We start from the raw sequence: 18251 nt of genomic DNA on the forward strand, positions 1-18251 counted from the left end.
TAATGAGTGTTCCACAGAAATTTTCAAAAATGAATTTATGTGCTACACAAATCGCAAAAACTAATAAATAAAATGTTAGACGCAAAAGAAATATGGAAAACATTGATTTGGGGCATCCCTTTAGATGTTTTCATTTTTATTCTTTGCATTTGGTACATTAAGCATGCAATATTTAATGATATCAAAGATCTTATTGAATTATCAGCATCAATAAGAATAACACCCGGAGCACCAGTCGTAGCATATTTCCCTGTAATATTGGCAGTCGGTCTAATTTCCTCATTATCCAAGGCAATACCATGCAAAACATCAATTTTAAAGGTAACCGAACGCAGCTTTAACGCAACCATGCTGGTAGGATTAATAATCACGGCTTCTTGCCTTGCCCTCATAACTCCCTTGCAATACTATGCAATGCCCAAGCTTGGCTATACGCGCTGCAATATCCTGGAAGGGCATCCCAACATATATTTCACAGACTGGGTCAAAAACCCCGAATGGTGTGTTCGCGGAAAATCCAGAGAGTGGGTCAAGGATCAGGCCCTGCTGACCGGCAGTTCTGAAATAAATCCATAAGATATAAAAGTGAAGACCGCTTGGTCTGCGACTTTGATGTCCCTCTTTTCAGGCAGATGCTTTGCCTGCTTGCGCAAAATGCCTTTTCGCTATCACTAGCCGCTTTTGACTTCGCCACCAGCTGCTGCAAGGCACGCGATTCCTTGCCGCCAATCCACGCATGGTCCAGATGGGCCTTGGCATTCGCGGTCTGCAGAATGTGGCCAAGGGCGGTTTTCTTCTGAGCCTGGTGGTGGGTGCCGGGATAGAGACCGTGGACTTCATCTTTAATGACGAGAAGACCATGCATGATCTTGTGGGCGAGATTGGCGCGGAGGCAGTCAAGGCGGGATTAGCAACAATATATTATGCAAAGTAAGCTATAGAAGATGAGAAAAACAATGCATGATATTCAACGCATCAGAAAAAATGCCTATCTTGGTATAGTGCTGACCAGTCTGACATTATTAGCCTGCGGCTTCTTCATCAACGAAGAAATTATAATAACAACCCATGAAATCAAAGCACTGGCGCCGGTCGTTCGAATATGGCCAATGGCACCTTTTTCGGTTTTTTGCGTACCATTTCTCTTATCATCGATTTTTCTATATATCGTAAAAGCCATTCCTTGCAGGCAACGTGTGCAAACAAAGATAGAAAGCATATTAATCAAATCACTTATTCTATGCTTCATCTCGGCATTATTCTGTCTTTTATTTTTAGTCCCGCTTCAATATCAGGCAATGCCAAAACTCGGTTACACCCACTGCAACCTTCTACAAGGCCATCCAAATATTTACTTCTCAGACTGGGTCAAAAAACCCGAATGGTGCGTTCGCGGAAAATCCAGAGAGTGGGTCAAGGAGCAAGCCCTGCTGACAGGCAATTCTGAAATAAATCCATGAGATAGAAAAGTGGGGACCGCTTGGTCTTCGCGTTTGATATGCCTCTTCTCAGGCAGGTGCTTTGCCTTCTTGCACAGAATGCCTTTTCGCTGTCACTAGCCGCTCTTGAATCCGCCGCCGCCAGTTGCTGCAAGGCACGCGATTTCTTGATGCCAACCCGCGCATGGTCCAGATGGGCCTGGGTATTAGCAGTCTGCAGAATGTGGCCAAGGGCGGGTTTCTTCTGAGCCTGGTGGTGGGCGCCGGGATAGAGACCTTGGACTTCATCTTCAATGACGAGAAGACCATACAAATAAATATGAGAGACATAAAAAACATTCGAAGATCTGCAATATTTGTAATACCCATCAGCATTCTATTATCCGTCGGATGTTTCTGGTTTTCCTTTATGGAAACAATCCCGATGCTGAAAGACATAAATGCTCTCGCGCCAACCATAAGAATCATGCCGGGCGCACCAACAATCTTCATGACTCCTTTCGTTTTTATTACGTTAGCACTGGTATCGGTGCTGAATTCCATCCCCTGCAACGACAATATTCTACGAAAATCCGATAAAGCACTATCAATAATTTTCGCCCTTGGAATTTCTTCAGCACTGGTTTCTTTGATATTTATTACTCCGCTGCAGTACTATGCGATGCCTAAGCTGGGCTATACACGTTGCAATATTCTGGAAGGGCATCCCACCATATATTTCACAGACTGGGTCAAAAAGCCCGAATGGTGCGTTCGCGGAAAATCCAGGGAGTGGGTCTTGGAGCAAGCCAGGCTCGCCAGCGGTCCTGAAAATCCCTGAAATAAAAAAAAGCGCAGACCACATGGTCCGCGCTTTTTTTGCATCCTCCGGCAGCCGTGCTGCCAACTCCCTCAGAACGCCTCTTCACTCATCTGCGCGCAAGTCATGTCGCGCTCACGCACGACTTTGAGCCAGGCGCCGATCTTCGGCAGTTCGTAGCCGAAGAAGTAGCGCATGGCGGCCATGCGGCCAGCGTTGGCGGGGGCGGTCAGGCCCGGGTCTTTGTCCAGCACGGCCAGGGACACGTCCAGCCAGGTCCAGGCCAGTACCGTGTGGCCGAAGGCCTGCATGTAGGGCACGGCATTGGCCAGGGCCTGTTGCGGGTCGTCGGTGGCCCATGCGGCCTTGGTGGTGGCGCCGACTTCCTGCAGCGCCTTGGCCAGTTCATTGGCATGGCCAGCCAGTTCGGGCCGGGCCATGGCGCGCTGGATGGTGTCGTTGAGGCGCGTGGCCAGCAGCTGCAGGCCCTTGCCGCCTTCCATGAGCACCTTGCGGCCCAGCAGGTCCATGGCCTGGATGCCGTGCGTGCCTTCGTGGATCATGTTCAGGCGGTTGTCGCGCCAGTATTGCTCCACGGGGAAGTCGCGCGTGTAGCCGTAGCCGCCGTGGATCTGGATGGCCAGGGAGTTGGCCTCCAGGCAGAACTCGCTGGGCCAGCTCTTGGAGATGGGCGTCAGCACTTCCAGCAGTAGCCGGGCCTCGGCCACGGATTCGGGCGTGCCGGTGTGCTGCTCATCGACCAGGCGCGCGCAGAACAGGTTCAGCGCCAGCGCGCCTTCGCAATAGGACTTCTGCGCCAGCAGCATGCGCTTGACGTCGGCGTGCTCGATGATGCGCGACTGGGGCCGCGTGGCATCCTTGCCGGCTGCACCCGGCGCCCCCTTGATCGGCCGGCCCTGCGGGCGGTTCTGCGCGTAGTCCAGGCTGGCGTGGTAGCCTGCCATTCCCAGCATGGTGGCGGCCATGCCGATGGAGATGCGGGCCTCGTTCATCATGTGGAACATGCATTTGAGGCCCTCGCCGGGCTTGCCGACCAGGTAGCCCACGGCCCCGGCGCCGCCGCGCACGGGAAAGCGCCCTTCCCCGAAGTTCAGCAGCGTGTTGGTGGTGCCGCGCCAGCCCAGCTTGTGGTTGAGGCCGGCCAGGGCCACGTCGTTGCGCTCGCCGGTCAGCTGGCCTTCGGTGTCCACGAGCTTCTTGGGCACGATGAACAGCGAGATGCCCTTGACGCCGGGCACGGGCTTGCCGTCCGGCCCCGGGATCTTGGCCAGCACGAGGTGGACGATGTTCTCGGTCAGCTCATGATCGCCCGCGCTGATCCACATCTTGTTGCCCTTGAGGCGGTAGCGCGGGCCCAGCGCATCGCTCTCGAAGTCGGCGCCATCGGGCTCGGCGCGGGTGGCGATATCGCTCAGCGAGGAACCGGCCTGGGGCTCGGACAGGCACATGGTGCCGGCCCAGCGGCCGTTGAATTCGTTGGCGGCGAAGACCTGTTTTTGCATGTCCGTGCCGTGGGCCATGATGGCGTTGGCATTGCCCGAGGTCAGCATGTTGGAGCCGATGCTGATGGAGGCCGCCGCGAAGAAGCTGTTGGCCGCCGCCTCCACGGTGTAGGGCAGCTGCATGCCGCCGATGTCGTAGTCCTGGGCGGCGCTGAGCATGCCCGAGTCGGCATAGGCCTGGCGCGCATCGTGGGTGCACCGGGGCAGGATGACTTTCTCGCCGTCGAACTGCGGCTCCTGCGTGTCCACGGTGCGGTTGAAGGGGGCGTATTTCTCGCGGGCGATGCGCTCGCAGGTGTCGAGCACGGCATCGAAGGTGTCGCGCGAATGGTCGGCAAAGCGCTCGCGCTCGCCCAGCGCATCGGCGCGCAGCCATTCATAGAGCAGGAAATCGATGGTGGAACGCAGGCGCATGGTGGGGTCCGGAATCAAAAAAGAAGCCGCAGGCGCCGCCAGAGGGAGCGCGTGCGGCCAACAGGAGTAACGGGAACAGGCGGTGGCGGCCGCAGCCGCCACCTGTACTTACAGCACTTCGAACACGCCGGCGGCACCCATGCCGCCGCCGATGCACATGGTCACGCAGACACGCTTGGCACCGCGGCGCTTGCCTTCGATCAGGGCATGGCCCGTCAGGCGCTGACCCGACACGCCATAGGGATGACCCAGGGCAATGGCGCCGCCGTTGACATTGAGGCGATCGTTGGGGATGCCCAGCTTGTCCCGGCAGTACAGCACCTGCACGGCAAAGGCTTCATTGAGCTCCCACAGGTCGATGTCCTGCACCGTCAGGCCCAGCTTCTTGAGCACCTTGGGCACGGCGAAGACGGGGCCGATGCCCATTTCGTCAGGCTCGCAGCCGGCGACGGCAAAGCCCAGGAAGCGGCCGATGGGCTTGAGGTTGTTGCGCGATGCATAGTCCTCGCTCACCACCACGCAGGCGCCTGCGCCGTCGGAGAACTGGCTGGCATTGCCGGCCGAGATCACACCGCCCGGCAGCGCGGGGCGGATGCCCGAGATGCCTTCCTTGGTCGTGCCCTCGCGCACGCCCTCGTCCTTGCTGCAGGTCACTTCCTTGGTGATCAGGCCGCGCACCTTGTCGGCCACGCCCATGGTCACGGTGATGGGGGCGATCTCGGCATCCAGCAGGCCGGCGGCCTGGGCCGCGCAGGCCTTTTGCTGGCTGGCGGCGCCGTATTCGTCCATGGCGTCACGGCCGATGCCGTAGCGCTTGGCGACCTGTTCGGCGGTCTGCAGCATGCTCCAGTAGATCTCGGGCTTTTGCTTGGCCAGGGCCAGGTCCTGGATCATGTGCAGGTTCATTTCCTGCTGCACGCAGGAGATGGATTCCACGCCGCCGGCCACGTAGACATCGCCCTCGCCCGCGATGATGCGCTGCGATGCGGTGGCAATGGTCTGCAGGCCCGAGGAGCAGAAGCGGTTGATGGTCATGCCCGACGCGGTGATGGGCAGGCCGGCCTTGAGCGCGATCTGGCGCGCGATGTTCATGCCGGTGGCGCCTTCGGGGTTGGCGCAGCCCATGATCACGTCATCGACGGCGGCGGGGTCAACGCCTGCGCGCTGCACGGCGTGCTGCACGGCATGGCCGCCCAGCGTGGCGCCATGGGTCATGTTGAAGGCACCCTTCCAGCTCTTGGCCAGGGGGGTGCGGGCGGTGGAAACGATCACGGCGGATGTCATGGATATTCCTTGTATGGCGGGTTTGCGGTGGTTCGCAAAAAGTTCGTGCGCCGCACGTCTCAGCTGAATTGCTTGCCTTCGGCCGCCAGCTTCGCCAGCAGCGGCGCGGGCTGCCAGAACTGGGCATCGTCGTTGGGGTTCCTGGCGAAGCGGTTCATGGCCTGGACCACGTTGAACAGCCCGACCTCGCCCGCGTAGTGCATGGGGCCGCCGCGCCAGATGGGAAAGCCGTAGCCGGTCAGGTAGACCATGTCGATATCGCCCGACTTGCCGGCGATGCCGTCTTCCAGGATGTGGGCGCCTTCGTTGACCAGGGCGAAGACCAGGCGCTGGACGATTTCCTCATCGGAGATCTTGCGCGGGGTGATGCCCAGCTCCTTGCGATGCGACTCGATCATCTGGTTGACCAGCTCGGACGGGATGGCGTCGCGCTTGCCCGCCTGGTAGTCGTACCAGCCCGCACCGGTCTTCTGGCCGAAGCGGCCCAGCTCGCACAGCTTATCGGCCGTGCGGCTGTACTTCATGTCGGCGCGCTCGACGGCGCGGCGCTTGCGGATGGCCCAGCCGATGTCGTTGCCGGCCAGATCGCCCATGCGGAACGGGCCCATGGCGAAGCCGAACTTCTCGATCGCCTTGTCCACCTGGGCGGGCGTGGCGCCTTCGTCCAGCAGGAATCCGGCCTGGCGCGAGTATTGCTCGATCATGCGGTTGCCGATGAAGCCGTCGCACACGCCCGAGACCACGGCGGTCTTCTTGATCTTCTTGGCCAGCTTCATCACGGTGGCCAGCACGTCCTTGGCGGTGTGCTTGCCGCGCACCACTTCCAGCAGCTTCATCACGTTGGCGGGGCTGAAGAAGTGCATGCCCACCACGTCCTGCGGGCGCTTGGTGAAGGCGGCGATCTTGTCCACATCCAGCGTGGAGGTGTTGGAGGCCAGGATGGCACCAGGCTTGGCCACCTCGTCCAGTTGCTTGAACACGGTTTCCTTGACGCCCAACTCCTCGAACACGGCCTCGATGATGAGGTCGGCGTTCTTGAGCGCGTCATACGACAGCGTGGTGCTCAGCAGGGCCATGCGCTGGTCGTACTTTTCCTGGGTGAGCTTGCCCTTCTTGACCTGGGCTTCGTAGTTCTTGCGGATGGTGGCCACGCCACGGTCCAGCGCTTCCTGCTTAGTCTCCAGAATGGTCACGGGGATGCCCGCGTTCAGGAAGTTCATGGAGATGCCGCCGCCCATGGTGCCGGCACCGATGACGCCCACGGTCTTGATGTCACGCACTGGCGTGTCCGAGGGCACGTCGGCGATCTTGGAGGCCGCGCGCTCGGCCATGAACAGGTGGCGCAGTGCGCGCGACTCGGGCGACCACATCAGTTGCATGAAGGCTTCGCGCTCCAGAGCCATGCCTTCGTCGAACTTCTTGCGCGCGGCGTTCTCCACCGTGTCCACGCAGCGGGCCGGGGCCGGGTAGTTCTTGGCCATGCCCTTGACCATGTTGCGTGCGAACTGGAAGTAGGCGTCGCCCTGAGGATGCTTGCAAGGCAGGTCGCGCACGCGCGGCAGCGGACCACCCGCCGCGTGCTTGTCGGCCACTTCCAACGCAAAGGCCTTGGCCTCGTCCAGCAGGGACTCGGGCGAGGCGGCCATCTTGTCGAACAGCTTCTGGCCGGGGATGGAGGCCAGCAGCTCGCTCTTGACCGGCTCGCCGCTGACGATCATGTTCAGCGCGGTCTCCACGCCCAGCACGCGCGGCAGGCGCTGCGTGCCGCCTGCACCGGGCAACAGGCCCAGCTTGACTTCAGGCAGGGCCACCAGGGTGCCGGGAGCAGCCACGCGGTAGTTGCAGCCCAGCGCCAGCTCCAGCCCGCCGCCCATGCAGACGGTATGGATGGCGGCCACCACGGGCTTGCTGCCCTGGTCCAGGGAGTTGATCAGCGAGACCAGGTGCGGCTCGCGATACGCCTCTTCCTTGCCGAACTCGTTGATATCGGCACCGCCCGAAAAAGCCTTGCCGGCACCCGTGATGACGATGGCCTTGACGGCCGGGTCGGAATAGGCCTTGTCCAGCCCCTCGACGATGCCCCGCCGCGTGGATAGTCCCAGGCCGTTGACCGGCGGATTGTTCAAGGTGATGACGGCGATGGCACCGTCCACTTTGTATTCAGCAGTCATGCTGTTGTCCCCTATGCGATAGAAAAAGAACGATCGTGCGATTTTGATTGTAAAAAAAACGCGGGCCGGCGCCACTGCGGTTTGTCCCAAGCGGGACAAGCGCCGTGGTCCGGGCCGCCTGCCGGGCAGCATGCCCAGCCTTGTACGGCATCAGACCTCCAGCCACTCCTTGCGCACCTTCTGATCGGCGCGCAGCCCGTCGGGCGTGCCGTCGAAGACGATGCGCCCATGACCCATGACCAGGGCTCGGTCCGAGATGCTCATGGCAATGGTGAGCTTTTGCTCGATCAGCAGCACGGACACGCCGCGCTGCTTGATCTTTTGCAGGTACTCGCCCACCAGCTCGACGATCTTGGGAGCCAGGCCCTCGGTGGGCTCGTCGATGATGATCAGGTCCGGGTCGCCCATCAGCGTGCGGCACAAGGTCAGCATCTGCTGCTCGCCGCCCGACATCACACCGGCCTCGGTGTGCTGGCGCTCCTTCAGGCGCGGGAACATGGCGTACATGTCGTCGAAGCCCCAGCGGCTGTCCCGGCCCTTGCCCTTCTGTCCCAGCAGCAGGTTCTGGTGCACGGTGAGATTGGGGAACACGTCGCGGCTCTCGGGCACGTAGCCCAGGCCCAGGTGAGCGATCTCGTAGGCCTTTCTGCCAGTCAGGCTCTGGCCCTTCCACTCCAGCGCGCCCTCCCAGTGCACCAGTCCCATGATGGCCTTGGCCGTGGTGGAGCGGCCCGAGCCATTGCGCCCCAGCAGCGCGACGATCTCGCCGGGCTGTACGGAAAATTCCACGCCATGCAGCACATGGCTTTTGCCGTAGTAGGCATGCAGGTTGTTGATGTTCAGCATCCGCATTTCCTCAATGTGCACCAGCTTGTTGATCCGCCACGGACGAGCCCAGGTAGGCCTCCTGCACGCGCGGATTGGCACGCACGGCCTCGGGCGTGTCGTAGGCGATGACTTCGCCGTAGACCACGACGGCGATCTTGTCGGCCAGGCCGAAGACCACGCCCATGTCGTGCTCCACGGTCAGCAGCGTCTTGCCTTCGGTGACCTTCTTGATCAGCTGGATGAAGTGGGCCGTCTCGCTGTTGCTCATGCCGGCCGTGGGTTCGTCCAGCAGGATGACGCCGGCGCCGCCGCCGATGGTGATGCCGATCTCCAGCGCGCGCTGCTCGGCATAGGTGAGGTTCACCGCCAGCGTGTCGCGCTTTCTGTGCAGGCCGATCATCTCCATCAGCTCATCGGCGCGGGCGTTGGCATCGCGCAGCTTGGACAGGAAGCGCCAGCAGCTGTAGCGGTAGCCCAGGCTCCACAGCACGCTGCAGCGCAGGTTCTCGAACACGCTGAGCTTGGGAAAGATGTTGGTGATCTGGAAACTGCGCGACAGCCCCATGCGGTTGATTTCATAGGGCTTCTTGCCGTCGATGCGCTGGCCGTTGAGCAGCACCTGGCCGCTGGTGGGCTCGAAGCGGCCGCTGATCAGGTTGAACAGCGTGCTCTTGCCCGCGCCGTTGGGGCCGATGATGGCCACGCGCTCGCCCGGCTTCACGGCCAGTTGGGCGCCGCGGATGATCTCGGCCTTGCCGAAGCGCTTGTACAGGTCGCGCAGCTCCAGCGCGTAGGTGGCCTCGCCGGTCGCGGCAGGGGCGGCAGTGCCTGGTCGTTCGATTGCAATGCTGGACATGGTTCAGCCCTCCCCGCGCTTGATGGCTTCTTCGATCTCTTCCTGGATACGCTCCCAGCGCCGCAGGCACCAGCGCCGGGCCACTTCCAGCAGGCCCAGGCCCACGACGAAGACGGCAACGGCCAGAGTCCAGGTGGAGGCCGAGCTGGTATCGAGCTGCACGCCCATGAACGAGACCTGGGAACCCAGGGCCGCGTTGAGCTGCAGGTGGTAGATCATCTCGACGATGGCGGCGCCGCCCACGATCATGACCAGGGCGCTGGCGGCGATGGCCAGGTAGGGCTGGGCCAGCCGGCGCCATTTGCCGAAGCGCGCCACGCGCAGGTTCATCATGATCAGGCTGGCAACGCCACCGGGCGCATACATGACCATCAGCAGGAACACCAGGCCCAGGTACAGCAGCCAGGCCTTGGTCAGCTCCGACAGCAGCACCGAGGCCAGCACCAGCAGCACGGCGCCGATGATGGGTCCGAAGAAGAAGGTGGCACCGCCCAGGAAGGTGAACAGCAGGTACGAGCCCGAGCGCATGACGCTCACGCTGTCCATGGCCGTGATGATCTCGAAGTTGATGGCCGCAAGCCCCCCGCCCACGCCCGCGAAGAAGCCCGCGATGATGAAGGCGAAGTAGCGCACGCGCTGCGTGTTGTAGCCCACGAACTCCACGCGCTCGGGGTTGTCGCGCACGGCGTTGAGCATGCGCCCCAGCGGCGTGCCCGTGAAGGCGAACATGGCGGCCGTGCAGACGAAGCAGTAGGCGGCGATCAGGTAGTACACCTCCATGCCCGAGCCGAAGGTCAGCCCGAAGAAGGGCTTGCCGTAGACGCGGTCGGTGGTGATGCCGCCCTCGCCCCCGAAGAACTCGGGGAACATCAGCGCCATGGACGCCACCAGCTCGCCGATGCCCATGGTGATCATGGCGAAGGTGGTGCCCGACTTCTTGGTGGTCACATAGCCCAGCAGGGCCGCGAAGAACATGCCGCCCAGGCCGCCGATGACGGGAATCAGCACCAGCGGAATGCCCCAGTCGCCGGAGCTGGCCCGGTTCATCGCATGGATGGCGATGAACGAGCCCAGCCCCGTGTAGACCGCATGGCCGAAGCTCAGCATGCCGCCCTGCCCCAGCAGGATGTTGTAGGACAGGCAGATGATGATGAGGTAGCCGATCTGGCTGAGCATGGTCAGCGCCAGGCTGCTGGTGAACACCAGCGGCGCGACGATCAGCGCCAGGGCGAAGGCGCCCCAGATCAGGATGCGGCCGATGTTGAGCGGCTGGAAGCTGTAGTGGCGCCCCGCGCCCGCAGCCCCTGAAGCGCCCGAAGCGCCTTTTGCGGCAGTGGATGTCATGGTCGTTTTGGTGATCGAGGACATGGTGTCAATCTCCCCGCGTGCCCAGGAGGCCCTTGGGCCGGAAGATGAGGATCAGCACCAGGAACAGGTAGGGCAGGATGGGCGCGACCTGGGAAATGGTGAGCTTGAGCAGCGGCCAGCCGAAGGTCTGTTCGCCGACCGGGCTGCCCAGCGAGGCCAGCAGGCTGGCCAGCGACCAGTCGATGGCCACGGCAAAGGTCTGCACGACGCCGATCAGCAGCGAGGCCACGAAGGCCCCTGCCAGCGAGCCCATGCCGCCGACCACCACCACCACGAAGATGATGGAGCCGACCGACATGGCCATGGCCGGCTCGGTCACATACGTGTTGCCGCCGATCACGCCGGCCAGCCCTGCCAGCGCGCAGCCGCCGCCGAACACCATCATGAACACGCGCGGCACGTTGTGGCCCAGCGCCTCCACCATCTCGGGGTTCTTGAGCGCGGCCTGGATGACCAGGCCGATGCGCGTGCGCGTCAGCAGCAGCCAGACGGCCACCAGCATCAGCATTGCCACCAGCATCACGAAGGAGCGCGAGCGCGGGAACTGCGTGCCGTACAGCGTGAACAGCGGGCCCTGCAGCGCGGGCGGCAGGCCGTAGGGCACGGTGCCCCGGCCCCAGACCAGCTGCACCACCTCGAGGATGAGGTAGGACAGGCCGAAGGTCACGAGCAGTTCTGGCACATGGCCGTACTTGTGCACGCGGCGCAGGCTGTAGCGCTCGAACATGGCGCCCAGCGCGCCCACCAGCAGGGGCGCAACGAACAGCGCGCCCCAGAAGCCGATGATGCCGCTGAGCGTGTAGCCGAAGTACGCGCCCAGCATGTAGAAGCTGGTGTGGGCGAAGTTGAGCACGCCCATCATGCTGAAGATCAGCGTCAGCCCCGAGCTGAGCATGAACAGCAGCAGTCCATAGCTCACGCCGTTGAGCAGCGATATGGTGAAGAACTCAAGCGTCATCGAAAGGCCTTGGTTTCGGTGCGTTGGGGACAGGAAGCGGTGCGTGCCGGTCTCAGGACGGGCGCTTCATCTGGCAGGACGTGGGCGTGCTGGCCACGTAGGGCTCGTAGTACTTCACCGGGGCGAAGGTGTAGCCCGTGTTCTCGGCGTCATAGGGGTTCTTGCCGCCGGCCTTTTCCCAGCGCGTGATGTACAGGCCCTGCTGCAGCTGGTGGTCGGTCTTGCGCATCTCCACTTCGCCGTTGAAGCTCTTGAGCTTCATGCCCTCCAGCGCGGCGGCCACCTTGACGGGGTCGGTGCCGCCGGTCTTGGCAAAGGCCGCATCCAGCAGCGCGAACACGTGGTAGATCGAGCTTTGCGTGAGGTCGTCGTTCATCTTCTTCTTGAACTCGGCCATCAGCGGCTGGATGGCCCCCCCCATGTTGTAGTGGCCGTAGCCCACGGTGTAGACCTTGCCGTCGGACGCCGCGCCCATGGCCGTGGGCGAGCCCGAGCCGAAGGCGTAGTAGGTGTAGAACTTGACGTTGTTCAGGCCCGCGTCATTGGCCGCCTTGAGCAGCAGCGACAGGTCAGAGCCCCAGTTGCCCGTGATCACCGTATCGGCGCCCGATTGCTTGATCTTGGCGATGTAGGGTGCGAAGTCGCGCACCTGGGCCAGCGGCGCGAAGTCATCGCCCACCACCTGCACGTCGGGCCGCTTGGCCTTGAGCATTTCCTTGGCGTACTTGGAGACCTGCTGGCCGTGCGAGTAGTTCTGGTTGATCAGGTAGACCTTCTTGACCTCCGGCACGTCCTTCATATAGGTCGTCAGCGCTTCCATCTTCATGGAGGTGTCCGCATCCAGGCGGAAGTGCCAGTAGCTGCACTTGCTGTTGGTCAGGTCCGGGTCCACGGCCGCGTAGTTGAGGTAGACGACTTCCTTGCCCTTGTTGCGCGCGTTGTGCTTTTCCAGCGCATCCATGATGGCCAGGGCCGGGCCCGAGCCGTTGCCCTGCACCACGTAGCGTGCGCCCTGGTCCATGGCCGAGCGCAGCACGGCCGTGGTCTCCTGCGGGCTGAGCTTGTTGTCCAGCGGGATGATCTCGAACTTCACGCCCGAGGCATTTTTCTTGTTGAACTCCTCGGCCATCAGCTGGAAGGTCTTGAGCTGGTTCGTGCCCACGGCGGCCATCAGGCCCGACAGCGGGTCGATCCAGCCGATCTTCACCGTCTCGCCCTTTTGCGCCCAGGCGCCCGAGGCACAGGCCAGCATGGCCGAGGCGGCCACCGAATGCACGATCCACTTCATTTTTCTGTCTCCTTTTTCCGGTTGATTCGGATATCTGTATTGGCGCCAGACTAACGCCTGAATGACAATTTCCCTTCGGGGAATGCCTTAGAAACTATCGCGCATGCGACTTCGCCGCAGTCCGGGACACATTGGCGACAGATCGCCATCGATCAGCCCATGAACCCGTGTTTTGACCGATTTCAGGCAAAAGAAAGGGGCGCCTCGCGCCCCTTGCGAAGTCAGCCTGCCTGCCTGGGCGTCATGAAGGACGCTTCATCTGGCATGAGGTGGGGGTACTGGCCACATAGGGCTCGTAATATTTCACGGGCACAAAGGTGTAGCCGGTGTTCTCCGAGTCCATCGGGTACTTGCCGCCGGCCTTTTCCCAGCGCGAGATGAACAGGCCCTGCTGCAGCTGGTGGTCGGTCTTGCGCATCTCCACTTCGCCGTTGAGGCTGTTGAACTTCATGCCCTCCATGGTGGCCGCCACCTTGGCCGGGTCCGTGGTCTTGGCGCGCAGGAAGGCCTGGTCCAGCATGGTCAGGCCCGAGTACAGCGAGCCGGTGTACATGTCGTCGTTGAACTTGGCCTTGTAGCCCTTGGTGATGCGGTCCAGCGGGCCGGGCAGGTTCAGGTGGCCGTAGCCCACCATGTAGACCTTGTCGGCGGCGGCCGCGCCCATGGCCGTGGGCGCGCCCGTGGCAATGGCGTAGTAGGTGTAGAACTTGACGTTGTTCAGGCCCGCGTCGCTGGCGGCCTTGATCAGCAGCGCCAGGTCCGAGCCCCAGTTGCCCGTGATCACCGAGTCGGCGCCCGATTGCTTGATCTTGGCGATGTAGGGGGCGAAGTCGCGCACCTGGGCCAGCGGCGAGAAGTCGTCGCCCACGATCTCCACATCGGGGCGCTTGCGCTTGAGCATCTCCTTGGCGTACTTGGAGACCTGCTGGCCATGCGAGTAGTTCTGGTTGATCAGGTAGACCTTCTTGACCTCGGGCACGTCCTTCATGTACGTGGTCAGGGCCTCCATCTTCATGGAGGTGTCCGCATCCAGGCGGAAGTGCCAGTAGCTGCACTTGCTGTTGGTCAGGTCCGGGTCCACCGCCGCATAGTTCAGGTAGACGACTTCCTTGCCCTTGTTGCGCGCGTTGTGCTTTTCCAGCGCGTCCATGATGGCCAGGGCCGGGCCCGAGCCGTTGCCCTGGAAGACGTAGCGCACGCCCTGGTCCATGGCCGAGCGCAGGGCCGCCGTGGTTTCCTGCGGGCTGAGTTTGTTGTCGATGCCGATGATCTCGAACTTCACGCCCGAGGCCGTGCCCTTGTTGAGCTCCTCGGCGATGTACTGCAGGCTCTTGAGCTGGTTGGAACCCAGCGCGGCCATGAGGCCGGACAGCGGGTCGATCCACGCAACCTTCACCGTCTCGCCCTTCTGGGCCATGGCGCCCGTGGCGCAAGCCAGGGCCAGGGATGCCGTCAATGCCTTGATCGCAAACTTCATGAAGCGTCTCCTCTTGTGGTGGTTTCTGGGCGAGGCTCAGGGTAATGGTCCCCTTGCCCCGCACCGATCGGTGATTGCCCCTAGCGGCTATCGCCGACGAGACTCGGACCGGCCGCCCCTATCAGCACATGCCCCCGCATGCCCTGGCACGGCGGCTGGCCCGCAGCGGCTCACAGCCCCGGCAGCCGATAGCCGGCCAGTTGCTCGCGCAGCCGGGTCTTGAGCATTTTTCCGGTGGCGCCCAGCGGAATGGCCTCGACGAAGACCACGTCGTCGGGGATCTGCCACTTGGCGGTCTTGCCCTCGTAGAACTTGAGCAGTTCCTCGCGCGTGACCTCGGCACCGGGCCTCTTCGCCACGGCGACGATGGGGCGCTCGTCCCACTTGGGATGCGGCATGCCGATGCAGGCGGCCATGGCCACGGCCGGATGGGCCATGGCGATGTTCTCGATGTCGATGGAGCTGATCCATTCGCCGCCGGACTTGATCACGTCCTTGCTGCGGTCGGTGATCTGCATGAAGCCGTCCGGGTCGATGGTGGCCACGTCACCCGTGGGGAACCAGCCACGGCCCTGCGCGTCCTTGATGAGCGGGCTTTCGCCCTTGAAGTAGCTGTCCACGATCCAGGGGCCGCGCACCAGCAGGTCGCCGTAGCTCTTGCCGTCCCAGGGCTGGTCCGTTCCATCGCTGCCCACGATGCGCATGTCCACGCCGTAGATGGCGCGGCCCTGCTTTTGCAGGATCTTCATCTGCTCGTCCTTGGGCAGCTGCAGCTGCTTGTTCTTGAGCGTGCACAGCGTGCCCAGCGGGCTCATCTCGGTCATGCCCCAGGCATGCAGCACCTCCACGCCGAACTCGTCCTGGAAGGCCGTGATCATGGCCGGCGGGCAGGCGGAGCCGCCGATGACCGTGCGCTTGAGCGTGGAAAACCGCAGGCCGCCCGGCCTGATGTGGCCCAGCAGCATCTGCCAGACCGTGGGCACGCCGGCCGCGTAGGTGACGCCCTCGGCCTCGATCAGCTCGTACAGCGACTTGCCGTCCAGCGCCGGGCCGGGGAACACCAGCTTGCAGCCCGTGAGCGCGGCCGAGTAGGGAATGCCCCAGGCGTTGACGTGGAACATGGGCACGACGGGCAGCACCGAGTCACGCGCCGATATGCACATCACATCGGGCAGCGCGGCCGCGTAGGCGTGCAGCGTGGTGGAACGGTGGCTGTAGAGCACCGCCTTCGGGTTGCCCGTGGTGCCGCTGGTGTAGCACATGCTGGAGGCCGTGTTCTCGTCGAATTCGGGCCACTGGTACTGGTCGGACTGGCCGGCAATCCAGGCCTCGTAGCTGACCAGGCCCGGAATGCCGCTGTCGGCAGGCAGGCGGTCCGCATCGCACAGCGCCACCCACTGGCGCACCGTGGGGCACTTGGCATGCACGGCCTGGATGATGGGCAGGAAGGTCAGGTCAAAGCACATGACGCGGTCTTCCGCGTGATTGATGATCCACGCCACCTGGTCGGGGTGCAGGCGAGGATTGACCGTGTGCAGCACGCGGCCCGAGCCGCTGACGCCGAAGTACATCTCCATGTGGCGGTAGCCGTTCCAGGCCAGCGACGCCACGCGGTCGCCAGGCTGCAGGCCCAGGCCGTCCAGCGTGTTCGCCAGCTGGCGCGAGCGCCGTGCCAGGTCGCGGTACGTGTAGCGATGGATATCGCCCTCCACCCTGCGCGAGACGATCTGCGCATCGCCATGGTGGCGGTCGGCGAAATCGATCAGCGACGAGATCAACAGTGGTTGGCTTTGCATCAGACCCAGCATCTATAGGCTCCTAAGGTGATTGAACTTCGTGAACGTCGTGAACTGCGGACCGCGGATTCGCGCAAGGCCAAGGCCCTGGTGCGCGATGCCGCTGCCCGCATGGAGGGTGGCTCAGGCCGGCGCCCTGGGTCCGATCCCCGCAGGGACAGGCGCATCGTTTTTCCGGCATGGTTGACGCATTGTCTTGTCGCAACTCGGCAGCGTCTTCGCATGCTCGTATGGGATATACCCTAGGACGATGCTGGAGGCATGCGCTGCGTCATGCCACAGCGTGTTCGTGGACGGCGTCTTGTCGTTGCCGAAGATCCAGTATCCGGTCTGCGATGGCGAATCCACTGTCACGCGAATGCTTGAGCCGGCGCGGAACACATGCGCGAATTTCTGGATCTCTACGCGCAGCAGTTCGGGCTTGCCCGACACCATGGGCACGTCCTTGTCCCGCGTGAACGCGCCCCACGGCCTCAGCGTCGTGGAGCGCGCCGTGTCCAGGGCACGCTTGGACGCACGCAGCCAGCCACGCTGCACGAACATCTCCTGCCCGTCCGGCCGCACCTCGGACACGGTGACCTGGATGTCGGTGTTGGCGGCCGTGGCGCTGAGCCAAAGGTCGGCCGAGCCTTCGCCATAGAAGCTCAGGTCCTGCGGCAGGGCCGCCGTGGTGAAGACCAGCTGGCCATCCTTTTCCGAAGTGGGCACGGCGGGCCAGCCTTCGGCCGCCGGGTTGTTCACCTGCGGACTCAGGGCCGGATAGCGGTAGCTGGACGAAGCCGTGCCTGAGGCGGGTGCGCTGTCGCCCAGGGCCTGGCCGGGCTGCATCCACAGGCGCAGGGGCTTGACCTGGACAGGCAGCCGGTCAAACCGTGCCTCGCCCGTGGGCATGAGCTTGGCGCCGCCATTGGGGGCCTTGGCGTCCGTGGTCTGCATCTCCTGCAGCAGGCGCACGCGCGGCTCCTTGTCGAAGCCGTTGTCCTCGCCCTTGACGAAGCGCGCCAGAAAGCGCTTCAGCGTCTGGTCGATATGGTCCGAGGTGATGTTCGTGTGGTGGTCGCCGTTGGAGCTGACCAGCCACATCCTGTCGGGCGCAATGGTGTCCTCGTAGTAGCCCGAGCGCGGGCCGATCTGCTCGTCCTGCCAGGACTGCGTGCCCAGCGTGGGGATATTGATCTTGCCGCTTTGCAGCATGGCGCTGCGCTCCAGGTACAGGCCATCGGCATAGGGGTTGTCCAGCCACTTGATCAGGTCCAGCTCGGGCCGCTTGATCTTCTCGATGTTGTCGGCCACGGTCTTGGCGCATTCCGTGTCGCCGCCGTTCTTCGCCGCCAGGTCGGCGGCCGTGCGCCAGATGCGCGGGAAGCCGTTCCACCACTGCGCCGGAAAACCGATGTTGGCAATGCCGCCCGGATAGCCCACGTCCCGGTAGGGATCGCCCACATTCTTGCTGGGCGTGATCGCCAGAAGCCCCTTGGGCCGGTGCGCCGCCACCCACAGCTGGTTGTAGCCCGAGTACGAGTAGCCGATCATGCCGATGCGGCCGTTGGACCAGGCCTGCCGCCCGGCCCACTCGATGGCGAAGGCTCCGGCCGCACCTACGCTGGCGTCAAACACCCGGTCTTCCCCCGTGGAGCAGCCCGTGCCCGGCACGTTCAGCCCCATGACCGCATAGCCTTCCTTGGTCCAGGGACTGCTGATGTTGGGGTACGAGCCCGAGATATAGCCGTCGTACTCGACCAGCAGCGGGAACGGACCCTGTCCCTCGGGCAGCAGCAGCGAGTAGCGCATCCTGCTGCCGTCCGGCAGGGTGATGTAGCCCGATTGCTGGCCCGGCCCCATGGGCGCGGGCATGCCGGACGATCCCCCTCCGCAGGCGGCCAGGCCCACGGCGGCGGCCGCAATGGCCCCCGCCAGCGGCCAGCGCCAGGCCTGTGTGAAAACGGTCTTGGCTGTCATGGGTACCTGTCTCCTTCGTTGTTGTTGGCTATCTCTCGGGGCTTGCCGCGGCAAGCCCCTGCTCGCTCATCTACTCGCTCACCTGCCCGCT

14 protein-coding genes and 1 pseudogene are annotated in these 18251 nt (G+C 62.9%); 3 read left to right on the forward strand and 12 right to left on the reverse strand.

Annotation, left to right across the window (positions count from 1 at the left end):
- Window positions 1-35 precede the first annotated feature (35 nt).
- Entirely contained in the window at window positions 36-371 is a 336-nt protein-coding gene (locus tag PO605_RS11275; RefSeq protein ID WP_197065111.1) for a hypothetical protein, read from the reverse strand.
- 314 nt (window positions 372-685) lie between these two features.
- On the opposite strand from PO605_RS11275, the pseudogene PO605_RS11280 reads away from it, so the two are divergent.
- The 3 genes and pseudogenes from PO605_RS11280 to PO605_RS11290 form a co-directional block, all read left to right on the forward strand.
- Window positions 686-919, forward strand: a pseudogene (locus PO605_RS11280) (hypothetical protein); the annotation flags it as partial.
- Between the two features lie 37 nt (window positions 920-956).
- Window positions 957-1460: a hypothetical protein gene (locus PO605_RS11285; RefSeq protein WP_156135997.1), complete on the forward strand. Its 504-nt coding sequence runs from the start codon at window positions 957-959 to the stop codon at window positions 1458-1460.
- 298 nt (window positions 1461-1758) lie between these two features.
- Window positions 1759-2259, forward strand: coding sequence for a hypothetical protein (locus PO605_RS11290; protein WP_231574372.1), 501 nt, complete (start codon window positions 1759-1761; stop codon window positions 2257-2259).
- A 71-nt stretch (window positions 2260-2330) separates the two neighbouring features.
- Here PO605_RS11290 and PO605_RS11295 read toward each other — a convergent pair whose 3' ends face one another.
- The 11 genes from PO605_RS11295 to PO605_RS11345 form a co-directional block, all read right to left on the reverse strand.
- Window positions 2331-4175 carry an acyl-CoA dehydrogenase gene (locus tag PO605_RS11295; protein WP_047470260.1) on the reverse strand — a complete coding sequence of 615 codons (1845 nt, stop codon included), beginning with the start codon at window positions 4173-4175 and terminating at the stop codon, window positions 2331-2333.
- Window positions 4176-4283: 108 nt separating this feature from the next.
- Window positions 4284-5459, reverse strand: coding sequence for an acetyl-CoA C-acyltransferase (locus tag PO605_RS11300; RefSeq protein WP_016446755.1), 1176 nt, complete (start codon window positions 5457-5459; stop codon window positions 4284-4286).
- 59 nt (window positions 5460-5518) lie between these two features.
- Entirely contained in the window at window positions 5519-7630 is a 2112-nt protein-coding gene (locus PO605_RS11305; RefSeq protein ID WP_047470241.1) for a 3-hydroxyacyl-CoA dehydrogenase NAD-binding domain-containing protein, read from the reverse strand.
- Between the two features lie 150 nt (window positions 7631-7780).
- Window positions 7781-8476 (reverse strand): ABC transporter ATP-binding protein, encoded by a 696-nt coding sequence (locus tag PO605_RS11310; RefSeq protein ID WP_016446753.1) that lies wholly within the window; start codon window positions 8474-8476, stop codon window positions 7781-7783.
- Window positions 8477-8486: 10 nt separating this feature from the next.
- Window positions 8487-9314, reverse strand: coding sequence for an ABC transporter ATP-binding protein (locus PO605_RS11315; protein WP_047470244.1), 828 nt, complete (start codon window positions 9312-9314; stop codon window positions 8487-8489).
- A gap of 3 nt (window positions 9315-9317) precedes the next feature.
- Window positions 9318-10682 (reverse strand): branched-chain amino acid ABC transporter permease, encoded by a 1365-nt coding sequence (locus PO605_RS11320; RefSeq protein WP_016446752.1) that lies wholly within the window; start codon window positions 10680-10682, stop codon window positions 9318-9320.
- A 4-nt stretch (window positions 10683-10686) separates the two neighbouring features.
- On the reverse strand, window positions 10687-11640 hold the full coding sequence (locus PO605_RS11325; protein ID WP_016446751.1) for a branched-chain amino acid ABC transporter permease: 954 nt from the start codon (window positions 11638-11640) through the stop codon (window positions 10687-10689).
- 52 nt (window positions 11641-11692) lie between these two features.
- The gene (locus PO605_RS11330; RefSeq protein ID WP_043790376.1) at window positions 11693-12928 is read right to left on the reverse strand and encodes a branched-chain amino acid ABC transporter substrate-binding protein; all 1236 of its coding nucleotides are present in this window, start codon (window positions 12926-12928) and stop codon (window positions 11693-11695) included.
- 241 nt (window positions 12929-13169) lie between these two features.
- Complete coding sequence (locus PO605_RS11335) at window positions 13170-14405, reverse strand: branched-chain amino acid ABC transporter substrate-binding protein (protein WP_016452910.1); 1236 nt, start codon at window positions 14403-14405, stop codon at window positions 13170-13172.
- Between the two features lie 170 nt (window positions 14406-14575).
- A complete protein-coding gene (locus PO605_RS11340; protein WP_047470247.1) occupies window positions 14576-16213 on the reverse strand; it encodes a 3-(methylthio)propionyl-CoA ligase in 1638 nt (545 codons plus the stop codon).
- A 111-nt stretch (window positions 16214-16324) separates the two neighbouring features.
- On the reverse strand, window positions 16325-18160 hold the full coding sequence (locus PO605_RS11345; RefSeq protein WP_047470251.1) for a CocE/NonD family hydrolase: 1836 nt from the start codon (window positions 18158-18160) through the stop codon (window positions 16325-16327).
- Window positions 18161-18251 lie beyond the last annotated feature (91 nt).

The sequence above is a fragment of the Delftia sp. DT-2 genome, from assembly GCF_028401915.1.
Taxonomy (GTDB): domain Bacteria; phylum Pseudomonadota; class Gammaproteobacteria; order Burkholderiales; family Burkholderiaceae_C; genus Comamonas; species Comamonas tsuruhatensis.

Coding starts and splice junctions, on each gene's coding strand:
- PO605_RS11345 (WP_047470251.1), bottom strand. CDS start 18,160: ATGACAGCCAAGACCGTTTTCACACAGGCCTGGCGCTGGCCGCTGGCG.
- PO605_RS11305 (WP_047470241.1), bottom strand. CDS start 7,630: ATGACTGCTGAATACAAAGTGGACGGTGCCATCGCCGTCATCACCTTG.
- PO605_RS11320 (WP_016446752.1), bottom strand. CDS start 10,682: ATGTCCTCGATCACCAAAACGACCATGACATCCACTGCCGCAAAAGGC.
- PO605_RS11295 (WP_047470260.1), bottom strand. CDS start 4,175: ATGCGCCTGCGTTCCACCATCGATTTCCTGCTCTATGAATGGCTGCGC.
- PO605_RS11285 (WP_156135997.1), top strand. CDS start 957: ATGCATGATATTCAACGCATCAGAAAAAATGCCTATCTTGGTATAGTG.
- PO605_RS11330 (WP_043790376.1), bottom strand. CDS start 12,928: ATGAAGTGGATCGTGCATTCGGTGGCCGCCTCGGCCATGCTGGCCTGT.
- PO605_RS11315 (WP_047470244.1), bottom strand. CDS start 9,314: ATGTCCAGCATTGCAATCGAACGACCAGGCACTGCCGCCCCTGCCGCG.
- PO605_RS11300 (WP_016446755.1), bottom strand. CDS start 5,459: ATGACATCCGCCGTGATCGTTTCCACCGCCCGCACCCCCCTGGCCAAG.
- PO605_RS11335 (WP_016452910.1), bottom strand. CDS start 14,405: ATGAAGTTTGCGATCAAGGCATTGACGGCATCCCTGGCCCTGGCTTGC.
- PO605_RS11310 (WP_016446753.1), bottom strand. CDS start 8,476: ATGCTGAACATCAACAACCTGCATGCCTACTACGGCAAAAGCCATGTG.
- PO605_RS11325 (WP_016446751.1), bottom strand. CDS start 11,640: ATGACGCTTGAGTTCTTCACCATATCGCTGCTCAACGGCGTGAGCTAT.
- PO605_RS11340 (WP_047470247.1), bottom strand. CDS start 16,213: ATGCTGGGTCTGATGCAAAGCCAACCACTGTTGATCTCGTCGCTGATC.
- PO605_RS11290 (WP_231574372.1), top strand. CDS start 1,759: ATGAGAGACATAAAAAACATTCGAAGATCTGCAATATTTGTAATACCC.